21 protein-coding genes, 4 tRNA genes and 1 pseudogene are annotated in these 21,458 nt (G+C 58.8%); 14 read left to right on the top strand and 12 right to left on the bottom strand.

What is annotated here, in order from left to right; translation table 11 throughout:
* Nucleotides 1–224: 224 nt before the first annotated feature.
* Nucleotides 225–662 carry a pilin gene (locus U6037_RS24690; protein ID WP_322844841.1) on the bottom strand — a complete coding sequence of 146 codons (438 nt, stop codon included), beginning with the start codon at nucleotides 660–662 and terminating at the stop codon, nucleotides 225–227.
* A 225-nt stretch (nucleotides 663–887) separates the two neighbouring features.
* On the opposite strand from U6037_RS24690, the gene pilB reads away from it, so the two are divergent.
* The 5 genes from pilB to yacG are packed head-to-tail and all read left to right on the top strand — an operon-like array spanning nucleotide 888 to nucleotide 5,499.
* On the top strand, nucleotides 888–2,588 hold the full coding sequence (gene pilB / locus U6037_RS24695) for a type IV-A pilus assembly ATPase PilB (RefSeq protein WP_322844842.1): 1,701 nt from the start codon (nucleotides 888–890) through the stop codon (nucleotides 2,586–2,588).
* Between the two features lie 2 nt (nucleotides 2,589–2,590).
* Nucleotides 2,591–3,808, top strand: a complete 1,218-nt coding sequence (locus tag U6037_RS24700; RefSeq protein ID WP_322844843.1) for a type II secretion system F family protein — start codon at nucleotides 2,591–2,593, stop codon at nucleotides 3,806–3,808.
* Nucleotide 3,809: 1 nt separating this feature from the next.
* Nucleotides 3,810–4,682 carry an A24 family peptidase gene (locus U6037_RS24705; protein ID WP_322844844.1) on the top strand — a complete coding sequence of 291 codons (873 nt, stop codon included), beginning with the start codon at nucleotides 3,810–3,812 and terminating at the stop codon, nucleotides 4,680–4,682.
* A complete protein-coding gene (coaE, locus tag U6037_RS24710) occupies nucleotides 4,679–5,302 on the top strand; it encodes a dephospho-CoA kinase (protein ID WP_322844845.1) in 624 nt (207 codons plus the stop codon). The genes U6037_RS24705 and coaE overlap by 4 nt, the downstream gene beginning before the upstream one ends.
* Nucleotides 5,299–5,499, top strand: a complete 201-nt coding sequence (gene yacG, locus U6037_RS24715; RefSeq protein WP_007959585.1) for a DNA gyrase inhibitor YacG — start codon at nucleotides 5,299–5,301, stop codon at nucleotides 5,497–5,499. The genes coaE and yacG overlap by 4 nt, the downstream gene beginning before the upstream one ends.
* A 6-nt stretch (nucleotides 5,500–5,505) precedes the next feature.
* Here the strand turns inward: yacG and U6037_RS24720 are convergent, their stop codons facing one another.
* Both U6037_RS24720 and U6037_RS24725 read right to left on the bottom strand, forming a co-directional pair.
* A complete protein-coding gene (locus U6037_RS24720; protein WP_008078491.1) occupies nucleotides 5,506–5,721 on the bottom strand; it encodes a hypothetical protein in 216 nt (71 codons plus the stop codon).
* A gap of 65 nt (nucleotides 5,722–5,786) precedes the next feature.
* On the bottom strand, nucleotides 5,787–6,476 hold the full coding sequence (locus tag U6037_RS24725; protein WP_322844846.1) for an energy-coupling factor ABC transporter permease: 690 nt from the start codon (nucleotides 6,474–6,476) through the stop codon (nucleotides 5,787–5,789).
* Nucleotides 6,477–6,594: 118 nt separating this feature from the next.
* Between U6037_RS24725 and U6037_RS24730 the strand changes: the two genes are divergently transcribed.
* The 5 genes from U6037_RS24730 (at nucleotide 6,595) to U6037_RS24750 (ending at nucleotide 10,027) form a co-directional block, all read left to right on the top strand.
* Nucleotides 6,595–7,221: a DUF1780 domain-containing protein gene (locus U6037_RS24730; protein ID WP_008078503.1), complete on the top strand. Its 627-nt coding sequence runs from the start codon at nucleotides 6,595–6,597 to the stop codon at nucleotides 7,219–7,221.
* A complete protein-coding gene (locus U6037_RS24735) occupies nucleotides 7,218–7,745 on the top strand; it encodes an MOSC domain-containing protein (RefSeq protein WP_322844847.1) in 528 nt (175 codons plus the stop codon). Before U6037_RS24730 ends, U6037_RS24735 begins: the two co-directional genes overlap by 4 nt.
* A gap of 51 nt (nucleotides 7,746–7,796) precedes the next feature.
* The gene (locus U6037_RS24740; RefSeq protein WP_007909875.1) at nucleotides 7,797–7,970 is read left to right on the top strand and encodes a DUF3094 domain-containing protein; all 174 of its coding nucleotides are present in this window, start codon (nucleotides 7,797–7,799) and stop codon (nucleotides 7,968–7,970) included.
* Nucleotides 7,971–8,036: 66 nt separating this feature from the next.
* Complete coding sequence (locus U6037_RS24745; RefSeq protein WP_016986237.1) at nucleotides 8,037–9,335, top strand: NAD(P)/FAD-dependent oxidoreductase; 1,299 nt, start codon at nucleotides 8,037–8,039, stop codon at nucleotides 9,333–9,335.
* 284 nt (nucleotides 9,336–9,619) lie between these two features.
* Nucleotides 9,620–10,027, top strand: coding sequence for an EF-hand domain-containing protein (locus U6037_RS24750; protein WP_277759339.1), 408 nt, complete (start codon nucleotides 9,620–9,622; stop codon nucleotides 10,025–10,027).
* 63 nt (nucleotides 10,028–10,090) lie between these two features.
* On the opposite strand, the gene U6037_RS29580 is transcribed toward U6037_RS24750, so the two are convergent.
* The 9 genes and pseudogenes from U6037_RS29580 to rluD all read right to left on the bottom strand — a co-directional run bounded on the left by U6037_RS29580 (nucleotide 10,091) and on the right by rluD (nucleotide 16,969).
* Nucleotides 10,091–10,954 (bottom strand): methyl-accepting chemotaxis protein, encoded by an 864-nt coding sequence (locus tag U6037_RS29580; protein ID WP_416221732.1) that lies wholly within the window; start codon nucleotides 10,952–10,954, stop codon nucleotides 10,091–10,093.
* 39 nt (nucleotides 10,955–10,993) lie between these two features.
* Nucleotides 10,994–11,716 (bottom strand): annotated as a pseudogene (locus U6037_RS29585) (MCP four helix bundle domain-containing protein); the annotation flags it as partial.
* Between the two features lie 163 nt (nucleotides 11,717–11,879).
* Nucleotides 11,880–11,956 (bottom strand) — tRNA-Pro (locus tag U6037_RS24760).
* A gap of 97 nt (nucleotides 11,957–12,053) precedes the next feature.
* Nucleotides 12,054–12,129: transfer RNA gene (locus U6037_RS24765), tRNA-Lys, on the bottom strand.
* 5 nt (nucleotides 12,130–12,134) lie between these two features.
* Nucleotides 12,135–12,211 (bottom strand) — tRNA-Pro (locus tag U6037_RS24770).
* 9 nt (nucleotides 12,212–12,220) lie between these two features.
* Nucleotides 12,221–12,296 (bottom strand) — tRNA-Asn (locus U6037_RS24775).
* A 297-nt stretch (nucleotides 12,297–12,593) separates the two neighbouring features.
* A complete protein-coding gene (gene clpB / locus U6037_RS24780) occupies nucleotides 12,594–15,158 on the bottom strand; it encodes an ATP-dependent chaperone ClpB (RefSeq protein ID WP_007909871.1) in 2,565 nt (854 codons plus the stop codon).
* A 129-nt stretch (nucleotides 15,159–15,287) separates the two neighbouring features.
* Complete coding sequence (gene pgeF, locus U6037_RS24785; protein WP_322844849.1) at nucleotides 15,288–16,010, bottom strand: peptidoglycan editing factor PgeF; 723 nt, start codon at nucleotides 16,008–16,010, stop codon at nucleotides 15,288–15,290.
* A complete protein-coding gene (rluD, locus tag U6037_RS24790; protein ID WP_034153865.1) occupies nucleotides 16,007–16,969 on the bottom strand; it encodes a 23S rRNA pseudouridine(1911/1915/1917) synthase RluD in 963 nt (320 codons plus the stop codon). Before rluD ends, pgeF begins: the two co-directional genes overlap by 4 nt.
* Before the next feature lie 151 nt (nucleotides 16,970–17,120).
* On the opposite strand from rluD, the gene U6037_RS24795 reads away from it, so the two are divergent.
* The 4 genes from U6037_RS24795 (at nucleotide 17,121) to U6037_RS24810 (ending at nucleotide 21,428) form a co-directional block, all read left to right on the top strand.
* Entirely contained in the window at nucleotides 17,121–18,137 is a 1,017-nt protein-coding gene (locus U6037_RS24795) for an outer membrane protein assembly factor BamD (protein WP_007909854.1), read from the top strand.
* A gap of 126 nt (nucleotides 18,138–18,263) precedes the next feature.
* Nucleotides 18,264–18,506 carry a PP0621 family protein gene (locus tag U6037_RS24800; protein WP_160059470.1) on the top strand — a complete coding sequence of 81 codons (243 nt, stop codon included), beginning with the start codon at nucleotides 18,264–18,266 and terminating at the stop codon, nucleotides 18,504–18,506.
* Nucleotides 18,496–20,085: an ATP-binding protein gene (locus U6037_RS24805; protein WP_322847362.1), complete on the top strand. Its 1,590-nt coding sequence runs from the start codon at nucleotides 18,496–18,498 to the stop codon at nucleotides 20,083–20,085. Before U6037_RS24800 ends, U6037_RS24805 begins: the two co-directional genes overlap by 11 nt.
* Nucleotides 20,082–21,428: a sigma-54 dependent transcriptional regulator gene (locus U6037_RS24810; protein WP_322844850.1), complete on the top strand. Its 1,347-nt coding sequence runs from the start codon at nucleotides 20,082–20,084 to the stop codon at nucleotides 21,426–21,428. The genes U6037_RS24805 and U6037_RS24810 overlap by 4 nt, the downstream gene beginning before the upstream one ends.
* The last annotated feature ends 30 nt before the right edge of the window (nucleotides 21,429–21,458 follow it).

Below are 21,458 nucleotides of genomic sequence, written 5' to 3' on the forward strand. Positions count from 1 at the left end.
GCTGTGCCAACTTTTCAGACTTATTAATTTCCTTAAAAAACAATGACTTATTTAAATCGCCGATTTTCGGTTTCATGCAAAATGCATGACTTGTGCAATTTTCACATGCAAGTTGCGGCTTTTTGAAAAGTTCATAAGCTGCTGAAATTATTGATACTTTTATTTTCACCGAGTAACGAAAAATGCCCTGCGTGGCAGGGCATTCGGTTGTCACACGCTAGCAATCACGTACCGCTGGCGGTACAGCCTTTTGGCGAATAATCCGCGTTAACAGTAGTGCCACAGGTCCACAAGCCAGAGGTATTGCCGGTAGCAGCGCCCGAACGAGTGAGCGTGATGGTTTTGCCCAGTACCGGTCCCGGAGCGTTGAGCAACGTGCAACTGATGCTGCCCGCACCCGTCGCCGCTGTGCCTGTAACCGCCACCGTACAGTTGGAGGTGGTGGTTGTACCGCCATTTACAGTGGTTATATCCGGAGCGGTCCCTTGGTTGATGGTGTCCTCGAACGGCACCTTCATCGCGCTGATTTCCGCCAGCCCAGCCGTCACCTTCGACCGAGCCTGATACTTGGAATACTGCGGCAGGGCGATGGTCGCCAGAATCCCGATGATCGCCACCACGATCAACAGCTCGATCAGAGTAAAACCTTGTTGTTTTTTCATAGACACGCTCCATGCATGAGTCGAAATCTCATGATCTGCAAGAGACGCAGCATAGGCCATGCCAACGCCTCCAAGCCCCGCCCGTTGGGCGCGCGCCCTCTACAACGCCATTTCCTACAACCCGCAGCCGCACTATCTGACACTTTTTGTCACCTGCAACGGCCGTGTTTGGCGCTGTCACTTGACTAGGCTATAAGTCATGAACTGCAAGCACGCGGAATCCCCATGAATGACATCGCTTTGAGCGGTCTGGCCAAGCAATTGGTGCAGGCCGAACTGCTCACGGAAAAAAGCGCCCAGCAAGCCTCGCAACAGGCCCAGCGTAATCGCTTGTCGCTGGTCAGCTATCTGGTGCAGAACAAACTGGTCAAGAGCTCACAGGTCGCCGAAATCGCCTCCGAGCATTTCGGCATGGCCTTGCTTGATCTCAATTGCCTCGACAAGGAAACCCAGCCCAAAGGCCTGGTCAGCGAAAAACTGGTCCGCCAGCATCACGCCCTGCCCTTGTGGCGGCGAGGCAACAAGCTGTTCGTGGGGATTTCCGATCCGAGCAATCATCAAGCGATCAACGACATTCAGTTCAGCACCGGACTGAGCACCGAAGCCATCCTGGTCGAGGACGACAAGCTCACCGATGCCATCGAGAAGTTCTTCGACACCCACACCAGTGGCCTGGAGGACATGGCCGATGTCGATCTCGACGGGGTCGATGTCGAGTCCATCGACGACAACAAGCAAGACGCTATCGGCGGACTCGACGCCGACGATGCGCCGGTGGTGCGTTTCGTTCACAAGATGTTGCTGGATGCGATCAAGAGTGGCTCTTCCGACTTGCACTTCGAACCCTACGAGAAGAACTACCGGGTACGGGTGCGCACCGACGGCATTCTGCGCGAAGTGGCCAAGCCACCGATTCAACTGGCCGGGCGCATCGCCGCACGCCTGAAAGTCATGGCCAGCCTCGATATCTCCGAACGGCGCAAGCCGCAGGACGGGCGGATCAAAATGCGCCTGTCGAAGAGCAAGTCGATCGATTTTCGGGTCAACACGCTGCCGACCCTGTGGGGCGAAAAAGTGGTGATCCGGATTCTCGACCCGTCCAGCGCACAGATCGGCATCGACGCCCTCGGCTATGAGCCCGAGCAAAAGGATCTGTACATGGCCGCTCTCAAGCAGCCACAGGGCATGATTCTGGTCACCGGGCCCACGGGCTCGGGGAAAACCGTGTCGCTGTACACCGGCCTGAATATCCTTAACACCGTCGACATCAATATCTCCACCGCCGAAGACCCGGTGGAGATCAACATGGAAGGCATCAACCAGGTCAACGTCAATCCCAGACAAGGTCTCGACTTTGCTCAGGCACTGCGCTCGTTTCTGCGTCAGGACCCGGACGTGATCATGGTCGGCGAGATCCGCGACCTGGAAACCGCCGAGATTGCGATCAAGGCGGCGCAGACCGGCCACCTCGTGCTCTCGACCCTGCACACCAACAGCGCGGCGGAAACCCTGACCCGCCTGCACAACATGGGCATTCCCGGTTTCAACATCGCCACATCGGTCAGCCTGATTATCGCTCAGCGTCTGGCGCGCAAGCTCTGCGGCCATTGCAAGAAACCCATCGAGATCCCCCGCGAAACCTTGATCAAGGAAGGTTTCCCCGAGGAACGCATCGGCCATTTCACGATCTACGAGCCGGTCGGTTGCGATCACTGCAACGGCGGCTACAAAGGACGCGTGGGGATATATGAAGTGGTGAAGAACACACCAGAGCTGCAACGTTTGATCATGGCCGAAGGCAACTCGCTGGAAATCGACCTGCAGATGCGTCGCGATGGCTTCGACGACCTGCGCACCTCAGGGCTGCACAAGGCCATGCAAGGCATCACCAGCCTTGAAGAAATCAATCGGGTCACCAAGGACTGAACATGGCGGTCAAGGCAGCGAAAATCAGTATCTACGCCTGGGAAGGTACGGACAGGAAAGGCAGCAAAGTCACCGGCGAGCTGAGCGGACAGAACCCGGCGCTGATCAAGGCACAACTGCGCAAGCAGGGGATCAATCCCGGCAAGGTGCGCAAAAAATCCACATCGTTGTTGAGCTTGGGCAAACGCATCAAGGCCCAGGACATTGCCCTGTTCACCCGGCAAATGGCGACCATGATGAAGGCCGGCGTGCCTTTGTTGCAGTCGTTCGACATCATCGGCGAAGGCTTTGAAAACCCGGCCATGCGCAAGCTGGTAGACGAGGTCAAACAGGAGGTCGCGGCGGGTAACAGTTTCGCCGCGGCCCTGCGCAAGAAGCCGCAGTATTTCGACGAGTTGTACTGCAACCTGGTCGATGCCGGCGAGCAGTCCGGCGCCCTCGATACGTTGCTCGAACGCGTGGCAACCTATAAGGAAAAAAGCGAGCGCCTCAAGGCCAAGATCAAAAAAGCCATGACCTACCCCACCGCCGTCGTGCTGGTCGCAGCGGTGGTGACCGGGATTCTGCTGGTTAAAGTAGTGCCGCAATTCCAGTCGGTATTCTCGGGGTTCGGCGCCGAGTTACCGGCCTTCACCCTGATGGTGATCAGCCTTTCGGAATTCATGCAGCAATGGTGGTGGGCGATTCTTGGTGCACTGATCGCGGCGATTTTCGGCACTCGCCATGCACTGAAAACGTCTCAGGCATTGCGCGATCGCAAAGACACCTGGCTGTTGAAACTGCCATTGGTGGGCACGCTGATGTACAAGTCCGCCGTGGCGCGATTTGCCCGAACCCTTTCCACTACTTTCGCCGCCGGTGTGCCGCTGGTGGAAGCGCTGGACTCGGTGGCAGGCGCCACGGGCAACGTGGTGTTCAAACGCGCAGTGCTGCGGATTCGCCAGGACGTCTCGACCGGCATGCAGCTGAATTTCTCGATGCGCAGCACCGGGGTCTTTCCCAATATGGCCGTGCAGATGACGGCGATTGGCGAAGAGTCCGGCGCGCTGGACGAAATGCTCGACAAGGTCGCGGGGTTTTATGAGGAGGAAGTGGATAACATGGTCGACAATCTCACCAGCCTCATGGAGCCGTTCATCATGGTCGTGCTGGGGGTGATCGTCGGCGGGCTGGTGGTGGCCATGTACCTGCCGATCTTCCAACTCGGCTCAGCGATCTGACATGCCTATCGACGAACTGTTTGCCCTGTACCCGCTGGCCTTTGTCTTCACTGCCCTGTTGCTCGGCCTGGTGGTCGGCAGCTTCCTCAACGTCCTGATCTGGCGTCTGCCGAAAATGCTTGAGCGCGACTGGCGCCAGCAGGCCCACGATGTGCTCGGCTTGCCCGGCGATGCGCCGCAACCGACCTACAACCTGATGTTGCCGCACTCCGAATGCCCACATTGCGCCCATCGGATCCGCCCGTGGGAAAACATTCCGCTGCTCAGCTATCTGTGCCTGCGCGGGCGTTGTTCTGCATGTGCTGCCCCCATCAGCAAACGTTATCCGCTGACCGAGCTGGCCTGTGGCTTGCTCTCGGCATTCATCGCCTGGCATCTCGGGTCTGGCTGGCCGGCGTGCCTGCTGATTGTCCTCACCTGGGGGTTGCTGGCGATGAGCCTGATCGACACCGAACATCAATTGCTCCCTGATGTGCTGGTGCTGCCGCTGCTGTGGCTGGGGTTGATCGTCAACAGTTTCGGCCTGTTCGTATCGTTGCACGATGCGCTGTGGGGCGCGGTAGCCGGTTACCTGGCGCTGTGGTCAGTGTTCTGGCTGTTCAAATTGCTGACCGGCAAGGACGGCATCGGCCACGGTGATTTCAAACTGTTGGCGCTGCTTGGCGCGTGGGGTGGCTGGCAGATTTTGCCGCTGACCATCCTGCTGTCATCGCTGGTGGGCGCCATAGTCGGGGTGATTTTGCTCCGCTTGCGTAATGAGAAAACATCGACTCCCATTCCCTTCGGCCCCTATCTGGCAATTGCCGGCTGGATTGCCTTGCTCTGGGGTGGTCAAATAACCGACTTCTATTGGCAGTTTGTCGGTTTGAAATGAATACCCCTGTGGAAAAACCCTGGATTCTCGGCCTCACCGGCGGCATCGGCAGCGGCAAAAGCGCGGCGGCCCAGCACTTCATCGACCTCGGCATTCATGTCGTGGATGCCGATCACGCGGCGCGTTGGGTGGTCGAGCCGGGCCGGCCGGCGCTGGCAAAGATTGCCGAGCATTTCGGCCCCGGCGTGTTACAAGCTGACGGCACACTGGATCGTGCAGCCCTGCGCAAACTGATCTTCGAGATTCCAGAAGAACGCCGCTGGCTCGAAGCCCTGCTGCATCCGTTGATCGCCGAGGAAATCGCTCATCACCTGGCGCTGGCAAAATCGCCTTACGCGATACTGGTTTCGCCGCTGTTGATCGAATCCGGGCAATACGCGATGACCCAGCGCATCCTGGTGATCGACGCCCCGCAACAATTGCAGATCGAACGTACCTTGCAGCGTGACCAGACCAGCGAGCACCAGGTTCAGGCGATCCTCAAGGCGCAGTCGAGCCGCGAAGACCGTGTGAGCCGTGCCGACGACGTGGTGGTCAACGACCGCGACCTCGCCTGGTTGCACAGCGAGGTCGAGCGTCTGCATCACTTTTACCTGACTTTATCCGGAGGCCAAGCATGAGCCAGATCCCAACCGTAGAATGCCCAACCTGCGGCGCCCCCGTGGAATTTACCCCCGAGAACAAATTTCGTCCGTTCTGTTCCGATCGCTGCAAACTGATCGACCTCGGCGCCTGGGCGTCGGAAGAACACAAAATTCCGGTCGCACCGGATGCCGAGGACGAACTGTTTTCCGGTGATTTCGATCCGCGCCACTGATCCTGATCAGGGCCGCATAAAGCCGTAGTCCTGTTCGTCGTCGAGATTTTCCGCGAGAAAACGCAACTCGTCGGCCAGGTCTTCGGCGTTGCGCACAGCCTTGCTCTGCTGCACCACTGCACTGAGCAAGGCGCGCAAACTCAAGCCCGGGTCGAAGCCCACTTCCTGCGCCATGTCCAGACTCTGCCGGGTCTCCTGCCTTGCCCACTCGTACACACTCATGTCGCCGCTCCTGAAGGGATTTGCGCGAGCATGAAATTTCCCGCGCATGGCGGATTTGATATGGATCAAGATTTGGGATCGTCGTCCTTCCACGGCGCCGCAAGGTAGCGCGTGCGGTTGAACGTCTCCAGCCATTCCGGGCAGAACACCACCAGCGCACTGACGACCATGCCGTTGATGAACGCCTCGGGAAACAGCAGCAGCCACAGATAACCGATGAAGTCTTCCAGCCACTCCGGCATGGCGAAGAGACCGTCGTACCACAGCAGCGTCAGGCTCAGGATCAGACATAACAGCGCGGACAACGCCGCAGCGAAGAATCCGGAGCAGAAGATGTACACGAACGGATTACGTGGCTGTGCGCGCTCGACGAGGATCGCCACGCATTCAGTGATCAACACCGGTAACAGGATCAGCAGCGAGCCATTGACCCCGACCGCCAACAGATCCTGACGACCCAAGAGCACAAGGCCGATCTGTGCGACCAGGCCTCCGACAATTGCCAGCGGCCAGTCCAGCAGCAACGTTACCGCCGTCATGCCGATGAAGTGATAAGACACACCCGTGTCGAAATCCCTGCGCACCAGCCACAACAGAAACAACGCGAACACCGTGCCGAACAACAGATGCTGACGTCGGCTGTCGCTGAACAACTCGACCCACGGCGCGCGCGCAATCGCCCAGAGCAGCACCGGCACATAAATCAGCCAGCCGAGCGTCAGGCTCGTCGAGGACAACAGTTCGGCACCGATCATCATTCCCTCACTTTATCCATGGCTTTACGTCCTTTGCGGCAGTCTACACCGCCGCCCGCAACGCATCAGCTGATGCAAAGCTATCTGTTTGTCGCATTTGAACGCTAAGCTTGGGCCTATGGATGACTCAGATTATTTACGCCTGCTGACCATCGCGGCCGAGCAGGCCAACGCCTTTCTGTCCAATGCCCGCAAATGGGAGCGTGAGCGTTGGGTCTGTCAGCGCCTGCTGCAAGGCCTGAACATTCCCTACCGCGCCGACGAATTCGCGCCCGCTGGCGAACCGCCGGACGTTTTGTTTCGTGATGCCAATTTCGAGGTGTTCTTCGTGCTCGACGAGGGCCGCCGGCTCAACGACGAATGGCGCGATGAGTTGCAGCGGCGGCGCAGTGCCTTTTCCCTCAGCCAACTGGTCCGCCGCGAGGCCAAGCCCAAACGAATCCCGGCCAACGAATTCCTGATGCGACTGGCACCGACCCTGCGCAAAAAAGCGCACAACTACAAGGAACGCGGCATGGATCTCGGCGAACTGGACATCATTGCCTTCGCCAGTCTTAAACGTGAGGTGTTGGACCTGAACAGCCATTTCCCTCCGCCTACTGAATACCTGCGCCAAGGCTGGCGCTCGCTGTCGCTGGTCGGCCCGACTTTCGCCCGTGTGCTGTTCGCCCACCCGGATGCGCCGGATTTTCTGCGCAGCAACCTCGGCCGCAGCATCGTCTTCGATGTCGGGATCAGCCTGTGACGCCACTGCAGCAATTGATCGCCGATGTACCGCAAACCGGCCGTGTACGCTGGATCGGCGTGCGCCCCGAATCCCGCGGGCCGATGATCGAACTCGATGCGGTGGAAGCGCGCCTGGAAGCAGGCCTGACCGGCGACCACGCCCGCCCCGGTGTACGCAACGCGCGGCAGGTAACGCTGATTCAATGGGAGCATCTGGCGGTGATCAGCGCATTGATGGGCCGCCCCGACGATCAACCCATCAGGCCTGAAGACCTGAGGCGCAATCTCGTTATCAGCGGTATCAATTTGTTTAGCCTCAAGGGTCGGCGCTTTCGCATCGGTCAGGCAATATTCGAAACCACGGGCTGGTGCCAACCCTGCGCACGCCTGCAGAACAACCTCGGCCCTGGCACGTTTCAAGCCGTGCGCGGGCATGGCGGAATTACCGCGCGGGTGTTACAAAGCGGGATCATCCGCCTCGAAGATAGCGTGAGCGTCGAACCGGTTCCGGACAGCGGCTATGCTGCGTTCAACCCCGGATAAAAACCGCTGTAGCTTCTGCCCATTCAGCAACGTCTACCTGACGAGGCAAATATGACCAGCCGCCTGAACCCCGAAGACCAGAAACATGTCGAAGAGTACCTGCAACTGTCCCAACACCGAGTCGAGCGCCGGCCATTCCGGCCGTGGATGCTCCTCGTGCTGGTGCTGGCAGTGACCATTGGTCTGGGCTTGTTGAGCCGATTTATCAGTTACCTGACGCTATGAGCAGCCTGGCGCTCGCTTGGGTAATGACGACAAAGATTTCCTTTAAAAACCTTGCGAGTTATCCCCATGTCCCATCGTATTGTTATTGTCGGCGGCGGCGCCGGCGGTCTGGAGTTGGCTACCCGTCTGGGTAAGACTCTGGGCAAGCGTGGCACGGCCAGTGTGATGCTGGTCGACGCCAATCTGACGCACATCTGGAAACCACTGCTGCACGAAGTGGCCGCCGGATCGCTGAACTCCTCCGAAGACGAACTCAATTATGTTGCCCAAGCGAAATGGAACCACTTCGAGTTCCAGCTGGGGCGCATGAGCGGGCTTGATCGCGCGCAGAAGAAAATCCAGCTGGCCGCGACTTACGACGAAAACGGCGTCGAGCTGGTACCAGCACGGGAAGTGCAATACGACTCGCTGGTCATCAGCGTCGGCAGCACCACCAATGATTTCGGTACTCAGGGCGCGGCGCAACACTGCCTGTTCCTCGACACCCGCAAACAGGCCGAGCGCTTCCACCAGCAACTGCTCAACCACTATCTACGTGCTCACGCCGGGCAAACCGATGTGGTCGAGCAGATCAGCGTGGCGATCGTCGGTGCCGGTGCGACGGGCGTTGAACTGGCGGCTGAACTGCACAACGCTGCCCATGAGTTGGCGGCTTATGGCCTGGACCGGATCAAACCGGAAAACATGCACATCACCCTTATCGAAGCCGGGCCTCGAGTATTGCCAGCCCTGCCGGAACGCATCAGCGGGCCGGTACACAAGACGCTGGAAAAACTCGGGGTCAATGTGATGACCAACGCTTCGGTCAGCGAAGTGACCGCCGACAGCCTGATCACTGCCGACGGCAACGAGATCAAGGCCAGCCTGAAAGTCTGGGCAGCGGGCATTCGCGCACCGGGTTTCCTCAAGGACATCGACGGCCTGGAAACCAACCGCATCAATCAACTGCAAGTGTTGCCGACCCTGCAAACCACGCGCGATGAAAACATTTTCGCCTTCGGCGATTGCGCGGCCTGCCCACAACCGGGCACCGATCGCAACGTGCCGCCACGGGCGCAAGCCGCGCACCAGCAGGCTTCGTTGCTGGCCAAGTCGCTGAAGCTGCGCATCGAAGGCAAGACTCTGCCGGAGTACAAGTACACCGACTATGGCTCGCTGATTTCGCTGTCGCGCTTTTCGGCTGTGGGTAACTTGATGGGCAACCTGACCGGCAGCGTGATGCTCGAAGGCTGGCTGGCGCGGATGTTTTACGTGTCGCTGTACCGCATGCACCAGATGGCGCTGTACGGGCCGTTCCGCACGGCGATGTTGATGCTGGGCAGCAAGATTGGCCGTGGCACCGAGCCGCGCCTGAAGCTGCATTGATGTAAAAACCTGTAGGAGTGAGCCTGCTCGCGATAGCGGTGTGTCAGTCGACATCATTGTTGAATGACACACCGCTATCGCGAGCAGGCTCACTCCTACATTTGATCTGTGATTCTGTCTCGTAGTGTATCTGCGCCCTCCTTATCGCCCTTCGCTTACAAACTCCCCCGCTGCGCGACACAGTCGCGATACACCGTCACCGCTTAATGGCCACACCCGAGCAACACCTGCTCAGGCAATCGTCCTTAACATGTGGTTGCACAGCGCAGCCCAGGAGAATGTAAATGTCCGGTACTTCGACCCTCGGTAAAAAATCCATTGGCCTGATCGGCGCCGCGCTGGCGGGCGGCCTGATGTTGTCAGGTTCGGTGTTTGCCGCTCAACCACTGGCGCAGGGCTACATGGTCGCTTCGGCGGAAACCTCGGTGAAAGCACCGGAAGGCAAATGCGGTGAAGGCAAATGTGGCGATGCTTCGATGGCCAAGACTGACAGCGATGGTGACGGCAAGGTCTCCCGCGCCGAATTCCTCAAAGTCGCGCCGAAGTCCGATTTCGACAAGATCGACACCAACCATGACGGTTTCATTGACGAGCAAGAGGCCTACAACAACGTGAAGGCCAACTTTGAAGCCAACGGCAAGAAGATGCCAAAAGGCCTGTTCGAACACCTGAAAGATCAAGACGGCGCCTGATCAGCAGAAAAAACCAAGCCGCGCTTCTCTTCGCAGAAACGCGGCTTTTTCACGTCTGTCCGTTTATAACTGGAAGCGCCGGACCATGCCCTGCAGGGCGTTGGCCAGTTGCGACAACTCATGGCTGGAGGCACTGGTCTGGTCGGCGCCGGCGGCCGAGCGTACCGACAAATCACGAATGTTCACCAGGTTGCGGTCCACTTCGCGGGCTACTTGCGCCTGCTCTTCGGCGGCACTGGCGATCACCAGATTGCGCTCATGGATCTGATGGACCGAGGCGGTAATGGTTTCCAGCGCTTCGCCGGCGCGCTCGGCCAGCGCCAGCGTGGTCGTCGCCCGCGCCGTACTGGCCTGCATCGAATCCAGCGCCAGGCTCGAACCGCTGCGCATGCCCTGAACCATCTGCTCGATCTCCTGCGTCGATTGCTGCGTGCGATAGGCCAGCGCCCGTACTTCATCAGCGACCACGGCAAACCCTCGCCCGCTCTCACCGGCCCGCGCTGCTTCGATCGCCGCGTTGAGCGCCAGCAGATTGGTCTGCTCGGCAATCGCCCGGATCACGTCCAGCACTTTGCCAATGTCCTGCGACTGGTTGGCCAGTGATTGCACCAACTCACCGGTCTGTTGCACATCGCTGGCCAAGGCATTGATGGCCGTGGCGGTCTCACTGACGCGCATCTGGCCCAGATGCGCCGACTCGCTGGACTGGCGAGTCGCGTCAGACGTCGACACGGCATTGCGTGCGACCTCTTCCACCGCTGCGGTCATCTGGTTGACGGCCGTCGCGGCTTGTTCGATTTCGTTGTTCTGTTGTTGCAGCCCCTGTGTGCTGTCGAGCGTCACCGCATTGAGTTCATCGGCAGCCGTCGCTAGTTGCGTGGCCGAGCCGCTGATGCCTTGCAGCGTCTCACGCAGGTTCTGTTGCATGGTTGCCAAGGCTTTGAGCAAGCGACTGACTTCATCGTTGCCATGGGTTTCGATCGGCCGGGTCAGATCACCCTGCGCCACACTTTCTGCTGCGCTGACAGCGCTGCTCAGCGGACGAACGATACTGCGCGTGAGCATCATCGCCAGTGCCACCGTGGCCAGCGCAGCCAAGGCAATGAACAAGCTGACAATCGTGCGCGAATTTTCGTAGTGCGCAGCGGACTTCTGGCTTTCGGCGGCGACCTGTTTGGCGAACAGGTCCGCCAGATCATTGAGTTGCTTGCCGGAACCATCGACCACGGTTTTCATATCGACCAACAACAACCTGGTCAGCTCATCACGCTTGCCTTGCTCAGCAAGGGCGAAGGATTGAGCGATGCCACTGCGATAGGCAGCGAAGGTTTTCTTGAACTGGTCGTATAGCTGCTGGCCTTCTGGAGTGTTGACCAGTTTGTCGTAAGCGGCGATTTTCTCGCTCAGCTCTTTGTCGCGGGTGTCCATCTGGCTGCGGTAAGTCGCAATGTTGGCCGGATCCTGATCCAGCGCCATGCGCAGCGAGATGGTGCGGATGCGCAGCATGATCTCGCGAATCTCGTCGCCGCCACGAATGCTCGGCAGCCACTGGTTTTCCACCGCGACTTCACTGTCGCGAATACTCGACATCTGCCCGAGCGCAAACACACCGAGCAAGGCCACCAACACCGCGATCAGGGCGAACCCCAGGGCCGCCCGGGGAGCAATATTCAACTGACGAAGTAACATGACGAACGCCCTTATTCTTGTATTGGCCAGATTCAAGGGGCGAAGCCATGGCAGTCCCCTCGTGTTAGCGGGCTATCGGCCAGTTGTACGATGACTTGAAGGGTATTGTCTTTTCGAAGGACAAAAAAAATCCCCGTATCTTTCGATACGAGGATTTTTAATATGGTCGGGGTAAGGGGATTCGAACTCCTGACATCCTGCTCCCAAAGCAGGCGCGCTACCGGACTGCGCTATACCCCGGTAAAAAAAAGGCGACCTTTCAAAGATCGCCTTCTTCGATCAGCGCTTTTGGCCTCTGATCTTAAGATTCGATCCCAGCGTTAACTGGTTTCAAAAATGGTGGGTCGTGTGGGATTCGAACCTACGACCAATTGGTTAAAAGCCAACTGCTCTACCAACTGAGCTAACGACCCAAAAATGGTCGGGGTAAGGGGATTCGAACTCCTGACATCCTGCTCCCAAAGCAGGCGCGCTACCGGACTGCGCTATACCCCGGCTTGAAATTGGCTCCGTGACCAGGACTCGAACCTGGGACCCAATGATTAACAGTCATTTGCTCTACCGACTGAGCTATCACGGAACTACATATTTCAATTTACAACGGTGAAACTTGTTGCTTCCAGTCACTCGTTCGCATCGCTGCGTTCGTGTGTCTGAGGCGCGCTATTCTACAACCTAGAACACCTCTGTCAACCCCCTAAATTGCTTTCAAGTTAATGATTTGCAACTTATTTCAGATTTCAACTCAGTGAGCTGAGACCGTCTTGGCGACTGACTGCGGGGCGCACTTTACAAGCCTTTTCCTTTGAGTTCAACAGCCTAACGAAAAAAAAGGCCCTACGATGTAGGGCCTCCCAATTTTCATTGGCGCCTGGACTCAGTTGAAAACGATTTCGTCGTTCTCGACAACCCCGGTCGCCGTGTCGCCAGGCATGAAGTGCCCCGAAAGGATCAACTGCGCCAGCGGGTTTTCGATCCAGCGCTGAATCGCCCGTTTCAAAGGACGTGCGCCATACACCGGGTCGTAACCAACGGCGATCAACTTGTCCATCGCTTCGGGGCTGAGTTCCAGCTTCAGCTCGCGCTCAGCCAGACGAGTACGCAGACGCCCCAACTGGATCTCGGTAATGCCCGCGATCTGATCCCGTGCCAAAGGCTCGAAGATCACTACTTCGTCGACCCGGTTGATGAACTCCGGACGGAAGTGCGACGTCAGCGCATCCATCACCGCTGCGCGCTGTGCCTCACGATCACCAACCAGCTCCTGAATCTGCACAGAGCCGAGGTTCGAGGTCATAACGATCACGGTATTGCGGAAGTCCACCGTACGGCCATGGCTGTCAGTCAGGCGACCATCCTCAAGCACTTGCAGCAAGATGTTGAACACATCCGGGTGCGCCTTCTCGACCTCGTCCAGCAGGATCACCGAATACGGCTTGCGACGCACTGCCTCGGTCAGGTAACCGCCCTCTTCGTAGCCGACGTATCCAGGTGGCGCACCGATAAGACGCGCCACGGAGTGTTTCTCCATGAACTCGGACATGTCGATCCGCACCATCGCCTCTTCAGTATCAAAGAGGAATTCGGCCAGCGCCTTGCACAGCTCGGTTTTACCAACACCGGTCGGGCCGAGGAACATGAACGAGCCGCTAGGACGATTCGGGTCGGATAACCCTGCACGCGAACGCCGCACTGCGTTAGCGACGGCGACCACCGCTTCTTCCTGACCGATGACCCGTTTGTGCAACAGGCTTTCCATCTTCATCAGTTTGTCGCGCTCGCCTTCGAGCATTTTCGACACGGGGATGCCGGTCCACTTCGACACGACCTCAGCGATCTCTTCCTCAGTCACCTTGCTGCGCAGCAACTGGTTTTCGCTCTTTCCGTGCTGATCGACCATTTGCAGGCTGCGTTCCAGATCCGGGATCACCCCGTACTGCAACTCGGCCATGCGGTTCAGGTCGCCTTTGCGGCGTGCCGCTTCCAGTTCCTGACGCGACTGCTCGATCTTCTGCTGAATCTGCGCAGAACCCTGCACTTCGGCTTTTTCCGAGTTCCAGATTTCTTCCAGATCGGAGTACTCACGTTCGAGACGGACAATTTCTTCCTGGAGTTTCTCCAGACGTTTCATCGCCGCTTCATCGCTTTCTTTCTTCAGCGCCTGGGATTCCACCTTCAACTGAATCAGGCGACGCTCCAGACGATCGAGCACTTCCGGCTTGGAATCGATTTCCATGCGGATGCGGCTGGCGGCCTCGTCGATCAGGTCGATGGCCTTGTCCGGCAACTGCCGGTCAGTGATGTAGCGATGGCTCAGCTTCGCCGCCGCGATGATCGCGCCGTCGGTGATCGCCACCTTGTGGTGAACCTCGTAACGTTCTTTAAGGCCACGCAGGATGGCGATGGTGTCTTCTTCACTCGGCTCATCCACCAATACTTTCTGGAAGCGTCGTTCGAGCGCCGCGTCCTTCTCTATATATTGGCGGTACTCGTTGAGCGTGGTCGCGCCAACGCAGTGCAACTCACCGCGCGCCAGTGCTGGCTTGAGCATGTTACCGGCATCCATCGAGCCTTCGCCCTTACCGGCGCCGACCATGGTGTGCAGCTCGTCGATGAACAGAATGATCTGTCCTTCCTGTTTCGACAGCTCGTTGAGCAGCGATTTCAGGCGCTCTTCGAACTCACCGCGATACTTGGCACCGGCGATCAGCGCGCCCATGTCCAGCGAGAGCAGACGTTTGCCCTTGAGGCCGTCCGGCACTTCGCCGTTGATGATGCGCTGGGCCAGACCTTCGGCGATGGCGGTTTTACCCACACCAGGCTCACCGATCAGCACCGGGTTGTTCTTGGTGCGGCGTTGCAGAACCTGAATGGTGCGACGGATTTCGTCGTCACGGCCGATCACCGGATCGAGCTTGCCGTCTTCGGCGCGCTTGGTCAGGTCGACGGTGTATTTATCCAGCGCCTGCCGCGACTCTTCGTGGTTGGCGTCATTCACCGCTTCGCCGCCACGCAGGTTGTTGATCGCGTTTTCCAGGGCTTTCTTGCTCACGCCCTGGCCGAGCAGCAACTTGCCGAGCTTGCTGTTCTCGTCCATCGCGGCGAGCAGCACCAGTTCGCTGGAGATGAACTGGTCGCCCTTCTGCTGAGCGAGACGGTCAGCCTGGTTGAGCAGGCGCGCCAGATCCTGCGACATGTTGACGTCGCCGGTGGGGTTCTGGATTTTCGGTAATTGGTCGAGCTCTTTGGTCAGCTCTTTACGCAAGCTGTTGACGTCGAAGCCCACCTGCATCAGCAGAGGTTTGATCGAACCACCCTGCTGTTCAAGCATGGCTTGCATCAAGTGCGCCGGCTCGATCGCCGGATGATCGTGGCCGACTGCCAACGACTGGGCATCGGACAAGGCCAACTGTAATTTGCTGGTTAAACGGTCTATTCGCATAAGTCACCTTCCTTTTGAGCAGGCCGGACCTAAAAACCATCCTGAATAAAGAAACCTGCCAGATACCGCTATAGATGCGGTCGATTCTGCAAGATTCAAGCGTCAGGCAGTTGATGCAGATCAGACAGTTTAGCGGGTGAGCCAGACTAAGGAGGCGAAGCGACCGGTGCGAGGCGCACGGCGATAAGAGAAGAAGCGCGGATCAGTCACGGTGCAGAAACCGCCACCATAAACAGCAGTGACACCCCGTTCAGCCAGACGCAGACGTGCCAACAGATAGATGTCAGCCATGAACTTGCCGGCATTGGCGCTCGGTACGAAGGCTTCTGCCGCTTGGGGCAATTGATTGATGAAGACTTCGCGCACTTCCGGGCCGACTTCAAAGGCTTTCGGGCCAATCGCCGGGCCGAGCCAGACCAAAACGTCTCCAGCCGAAACATCGAGGCTGTCGAGAGTTGCCTCAAGCACGCCCGCCGCCAGACCACGCCAACCGGCGTGAGCGGCAGCAACGCGGGTACCGGCGCGATCGCAGAATAATGCCGGCAAGCAGTCCGCCGTCATCGCCGCGCAGGCAATGCCCGGCGTTGCCGTCCAGCTGGCATCGGCGGTCGCGACAATGCCCGGATCAGCATGCGCCACGGCAATCCGGTGCACTTGCTGCAACCAGGCAGGTTGTATAGAGAAGTGATCGGTCAGGCGCCGACGGTTCTCGGCCACAGCCTCAGGACGATCATCGACATGATCGCCCAGATTGAGGCTGTCGAACGGCGCCTCGCTGACGCCACCCTCGCGGGTGGTGACGCAGGCTTTGACGCTGGCCGGCGCAGGCCAGTCCGGCGTCAGCCAGTTCATCCGATGAATGCCTCGCGATCCTGCTTGAGCAGGGTCAGCAGCCAGACGAAATCTTCCGGCAGCGGCGATTCCCAGCTCATGCGTTCACCGGTCGTCGGATGATCCAGCTCAAGGAAGCGCGCGTGCAGGGCCTGACGCGGGAAATGCTTGAGCGATTCAACCATCGTCGGGTTCGCCGCTGGCGGAATGCGGAAACGACCGCCATAAGCCGGGTCGCCGACCAACGGGAAGTTGATGTGCGACATGTGCACACGGATCTGGTGGGTACGACCGGTTTCCAGCTTCACCCGTACGTGGGTGTGCGAACGGAAACGCTCCAGTACGCGGTAGTGGCTGACGGCAGGCTTGCCGCCTTCCATTACCGCCATGCGCTGGCGCTGTTGGCCGTGGCGACCGATCGGGGCGTTGATCTTGCCCCCGGCGGTGACCACACCGATCACGATGCACTCATAGATGCGGCTGACGCTGCGACTCTGCAATTGAGTAACAAGCTTTGTCTGCGCCTGAATGGTCTTGGCCACCACCATCAAACCGGTGGTGTCCTTGTCCAGACGATGCACGATACCGGCGCGCGGGACATTGATGATGTCCGGCACGTGGTGCAGCAAGGCGTTGAGCAGCGTGCCATCGGCGTGACCGGCAGCCGGGTGCACCACCAGGCCCGCAGGCTTGTTGATCACCAGAATGTCGTCGTCTTCATAGACGATGTCGAGCTCGATGTCCTGGGCGATCCACTCGCCCTGGGCTTCCTGCTCGGCAGTCAGCTCAAGGATGGCACCGCCGTGCACGATGTCGCGAGGGCGGATGACCGCCCCGTCCACAGTCAGGCGACCTTCTTTGATCCAGGCGGAAAGGCGCGAGCGAGAGTGCTCAGCGAAGAGTTGGGCAGCGACTTGATCGAGGCGTTGGCCGCCCAATTCGGACGGCACCTCTGCGCGAAGTTCAATTTTATCGGACATGCTCTGACTGTGCGTCGGCACAGCTTTTGGTTTCGGCTGCGCGCTTGTGGTTAAATACGGCGTCTTTTGCCCCGAGGCTTTTCAACGGGGCGCTCATCATAACAGGACGGCCCCGCCCAAGACAGCGGCCGTCATAGGGACGCAAGCCGCCATGCAAGTGAAACACCTGCTGCTGATCGCCATCCTCGCATTGACCGCTGCTTGCTCATCGAAGGAAGTCGTAGACGAAAACCTCAGCGAAGCCGAGCTGTATCAGCAGGCTCAGACTGACCTGGACAACAACAGCTACACCAGCGCCACAGCCAAGCTGAAGGCTCTGGAGTCGCGTTATCCGTTCGGTCGCTACGCCGATCAGGCACAGCTGGAGCTGATCTACGCCAACTACAAGAACGCCGAGCCGGAAGCTGCAAAATCCGCCGCCGAGCGTTTCATTCGTTTGCATCCGCAGCACCCGAACGTGGATTACGCGTACTACCTGAAAGGTCTGACTTCTTTCGACCAGGACGTCGGCCTGCTGGCGCGCTTCCTGCCGCTGGACATGACCAAGCGTGACCCGGGCGCCGCGCGCGACTCGTACAACGAGTTCGCCCAGCTGACCAGCCGCTACCCGAACAGCCGCTACGCGCCGGACGCCAAGCAGCGCATGATCTACCTGCGCAACCTGCTGGCAGCCTATGAAATCCACGTGGCCGACTACTACCTGACCCGTCAGGCGTATGTAGCCGCTGCCAACCGTGGCCGTTACGTGGTGGAAAACTTCCAGGAAACCCCATCGGTCGGCGACGGCCTGGCGGTGATGACTGAAGCCTATCAGCGTCTGCACCTGGACGAACTGGCGGCCACCAGCCTGGAAACCCTGAAGCTCAACTACCCGAACCATCCGAGCCTGCAAGACGGCCAGTTCGTGCCACGGGTTGCCGAAGCCGACAACCGCTCGTTCCTGAGCAAGGCCACTTTGGGCCTGATCGAGTCGCGTCCACCGCTGCCGCCGGGTGAAACCCGCGCCAATCAGGACGTGCAGAAGCAGTTCCAGGACGCGAAAGACGCGATCCCGAACGAGCTCAAGCCTAAAGACGAGAACGGCGACGTGATCGAAGAGCCAGAGCCTGAGTCGAGCAACACCGACCGCTCGTGGTTCAGCTACATGACTTTCGGCGTGTTCGACTGATCACACCGGCAGTAAAGGAAAGGGAGATCTGCGGATCTCCCTTTTTTATTGCCGCGCATTAATAGGCTGTGCGCTTGTCGGGTCCTTGGCTAAACTGCCGGATCATCAGTCGAAAAGCCGCTCATCATGCTTCGTTTATTGTTCTGGATCGTCGTGATTTTCGCCGCCATCTGGCTGTGGCGTAAATTCAAGGCCCCTGCCGCGTCCTCTCAATCCAATCGCCCATCACGCGAGCAGGATGCCGCGCCGATGGTGCGTTGTGCCCATTGCGGCGTGCACCTGCCGCGCGACCGCGCACTGAGCGTGCAACAACAGTGGTATTGCAGCCAGGCTCACCTTGAGCAAGGCCCGGGTGCCAGTGATCGCTGAGGCCACCCACGCCGACAGCAAACAGGCGCAGCGCCTGCTGCGCCTTTATCATCTCTACCGTTTAAGCGTCGGCATCACTCTGGTGCTGCTGATCTCCAGCAACATGGACAACCGCCTGCTGACGTCGGCCAACGACGAATTGCTGCGCGGCGGCAGTTGGTTGTACCTGATTCTCAACATTCTGTTGGTGGTATTCCTCGAGAACACGCGACGGCCGGCGCAACTGTTCAGCCTGGCCCTCGTCGATGTCCTGCTTTTATGCGGTTTGTTCTTCGCTGCCGGTGGCGTTGGCAGTGCACTGGGCAATCTGCTGATTGTCTCGGTGGCGATCAGCAACACCTTGCTACGCCGACGCATCGGCCTGTTGATCGCCGCCATCGGCGCGCTGGGCATCATCGGCTCGACTGTCCTGCTGAGCTTCGATCATCCCCTGAGCGCCAATGAATACCTGCAAGCCGGCACGCTCGGCGCCCTGTGCTTTGCCGCCTCATTACTGGTGCAGGGCCTGATCCGGCGCCTGGAGGTCAGTGAAACACTGGCCGAACAACGCGCCAGCGAAGTCGTCGGCCTCGAAGCATTGAACGCATTGATCTTGCAACGCATGCGTACCGGAATTCTGGTGCTCGATGAAGAACGTCGAGTGCAATTGGCCAACCACAGTGCCCAGACTTTGCTCGCGCAAACACATTTGCAGGGCCATCTGATCGACGATTACTCGCCGGCTATGGTCGACCGCCTGCAACTGTGGATGAACAATCCGACCCTGCGCCCACAAAGCCTGAAAATTCCCGGCAATGGTCTGGAGTTGCAACCGAGCTTCATCGCGCTGGAACAAAGCCCGAATCAGCAAACCCTGGTATTTCTCGAAGACCTCGCGCAAATCGCCCAGCAGGCTCAGCAACTGAAGCTCGCCGCGCTCGGTCGCCTGACCGCCGGCATCTCTCATGAAATCCGCAATCCACTCGGCGCCATCAGTCATGCTGCGCAGCTATTGGGTGAGTCCGAGGAACTCGACAGCGCCGACCGGCGTCTGACGCAGATCATTCAAGACCACTCCCAGCGCATGAACCGAGTCATCGAAAACGTCCTGCAACTGTCCCGCCGCCAGCAAAGTGCCCCGCAACGGCTGGATCTCAAGCCGTGGCTGGAAAACTTCGTCGCCGAAAGCCGCGAACAGGCCAGCGAGCGCCAGCAGATTCATCTGCGGATCAATTCAGGGGACTTCACCACGCTGATGGACCCCAACCAGCTCACGCAAATTCTCGACAATCTGTTACGCAATGGCTGGCGCCACAGCGCCCTGCTGCACGATCAGGCCGAAGTCTGGCTGGCCCTGTTCAGCGATCCCGACAGCCAGTTGGCGGTCCTCGAAGTGCAGGACAACGGCCCCGGCGTCCCGGCCGATGAGCAGACTCATCTGTTCGAACCCTTCTTCACCACCAGCAGCCAAGGCACCGGCCTTGGGCTTTATCTGTCCCGTGAGCTGTGCGAAAGCAACCAAGCGCGCCTAGACTTTCAATCACGCCAAGGCGGCGGCTGCTTTCGCATCACCTTTGCTCACGGACGGAAACAAAGTTGAACACGAGCCCACGGCAAAAAATTCTTATCGTCGACGACGAACCGGATATCCGCGAACTCCTGGAAATCACCTTGGGACGGATGAAACTCGACACTTACAGTGCCCGCAATCTGGCTGAAGCCCAGGCGCTGTTGCATCGCGAGACATTCGCCTTGTGCCTGACCGACATGCGTCTGCCCGACGGTACGGGGCTGGAACTGGTGCAGCACATTCAGCAAAGTTATCCACAACTGCCGGTGGCGATGATCACCGCGTACGGCAGTCTGGAAACGGCCATCAACGCTTTGAAAGCAGGTGCTTTCGACTTTCTGACCAAACCGGTAGACCTCACCCGCTTGCGCGAACTGGTCGGTACAGCCCTGCGCATGCCAGCCGTGGGCGGGGTTTGCACCTCGATTGATCGACGGCTGCTGGGTGATTCACAGCCGATGCGCAACCTGCGCAAGCAAATCGACAAACTCGCTCGCAGTCAGGCGCCGGTGTACATCAGCGGCGAATCCGGCAGCGGTAAAGAACTGGTCGCGCGACTGATCCACGAACAGGGCCCGCGTGCCAGCCAGCCGTTTGTGCCAGTGAACTGCGGGGCGATTCCGTCAGAGCTGATGGAAAGCGAGTTTTTTGGCCATCGCAAAGGCAGTTTTACCGGCGCCGTCGAGGACAAACCCGGACTGTTTCAAGCGGCCCATGGCGGCACGTTGTTTCTTGATGAGGTGGCGGACTTGCCGCTGTCGATGCAGGTAAAACTGCTGCGGGCGATCCAGGAAAAAGCCGTGCGCAGTGTCGGTGGCCAGCAGGAAAGCGTGGTCGATGTACGTATTCTTTGCGCGACACACAAGGATCTTGATGCTGAAGTGGCTGCCGAGCGATTCCGCCAAGACCTCTATTACCGCTTGAACGTGATCGAACTGCGCGTGCCGTCGCTGCGTGAGCGCCGTGATGACATTGAAGTGCTGGCGGCGCATATGCTCAAGCGTTTGGCCAAGGACACGGGTCAACCCGTGGCGCGCTTGCATGCGCAGGCGTTGGAAGCGCTGAAGAACTATCGGTTTCCGGGGAATGTGCGGGAGTTGGAGAACGTGCTCGAACGAGCGCACACCTTGTGTGAAAACCGGACGATCGAGGCTGGGGATTTACGCCTGAGCGAGGGCAATTGCGCGGCTGAGGGCGGGATTGCTGATCTGACGCAGATCGACAATCTTGAGGATTATCTGGAGAACGTGGAAAGAAAGCTGATTCTGCAAGCGCTGGAAGAAACACGCTGGAATCGCACGGCGGCGGCGCAGCGCTTGAGTCTTTCGTTCAGGTCGATGCGCTATCGGCTGAAGAAACTGGGCCTGGATTAAGGCCCCCTTCGCGAGCAGGCTCGCTCCCAC

The sequence above is a fragment of the Pseudomonas sp. B33.4 genome, from assembly GCF_034555375.1.
Taxonomy (GTDB): Bacteria; Pseudomonadota; Gammaproteobacteria; order Pseudomonadales; family Pseudomonadaceae; genus Aquipseudomonas.